2 protein-coding genes are annotated in these 729 nt (G+C 50.8%); both read left to right on the forward strand.

The genetic code is table 11. The features are described from left to right. A partial coding sequence (locus L692_RS32765) for a hypothetical protein (RefSeq protein WP_036723717.1) occupies window positions 1–240 on the forward strand: 240 nt, incomplete at its 5' end. Continuing rightward, window positions 237–686, forward strand: a complete 450-nt coding sequence (locus L692_RS0114065; protein WP_025700808.1) for a hypothetical protein — start codon at window positions 237–239, stop codon at window positions 684–686. The genes L692_RS32765 and L692_RS0114065, both read left to right, overlap by 4 nt. The last annotated feature ends 43 nt before the right edge of the window (window positions 687–729 follow it).

Here is a 729-nt window from a genome sequence, read left to right on the forward strand (position 1 = left end):
AGCCGGGTGCCGCTGCCGACCTATCCTTTTGCGAGGAAGAAATATTGGGTCAAGGCAACGGAGAAGCAGCAGGAACCGGAGGCTGTATCCCAAGAATCCCGCACATCGTTTGACGAATCCGGATTGAATCGGCTCCTCGACGAGTTAATCAATGAAACGATCACTGTGGAAGCAGCCGTAGAGTCGGCTAAGCGAGTTCTTAATCAAATAGGACGGCCCGTTACCAGGAGGAGCCTATGATAGATTTTATTCAATATGTTTTCAATGAGGTCAAAAATAGTCGGTTATCTAAATCGGAAGCGGTTGAGTTGATTAAACAATTCCATAATAGAACGGCGCACGATTTCGTGGAGGAACGCCGAATTTCCGGAAACGCAGCCTTGCATTCACCGACTGCCTTGACGGAGTGGGTTCCCGGTAGCGAATATAAAGGCAAAGAGAGGGTTATCACCGGAATAATGCACCTTGAGATGCTGCAGAAGGCAGCAGTACAAATTATGGAGGGAGAAAAAGAGGACGGAACGGCGATTCGTCTTCGGGATGTACGCTGGTCACGGCCGGTTCCGGCGGAGCGGCAGCCGGAAGACCTGCGAATTGGACTTTTCAAAGCAAAAAGCCGGGAGCGGATGTTCGAAATTCGCAGGGCAACCCATTCCGGTAATTCGGAGCGGTCAGTGTACTGTTAGGGGAGCTTGACCAGCTTCTTTAAACAACAGGGAGCAGCGTTGG

Source organism: Paenibacillus forsythiae T98 (genome assembly GCF_000520735.1).
GTDB classification, from domain to species: domain Bacteria; phylum Bacillota; class Bacilli; order Paenibacillales; family Paenibacillaceae; genus Paenibacillus_AQ; species Paenibacillus_AQ forsythiae.

Bases quoted from the DNA above. Each gene is read 5' to 3' on its own strand.
- L692_RS0114065 (WP_025700808.1), top strand. From the start codon at position 237: ATGATAGATTTTATTCAATATGTTTTCAATGAGGTCAAAAATAGTCGG.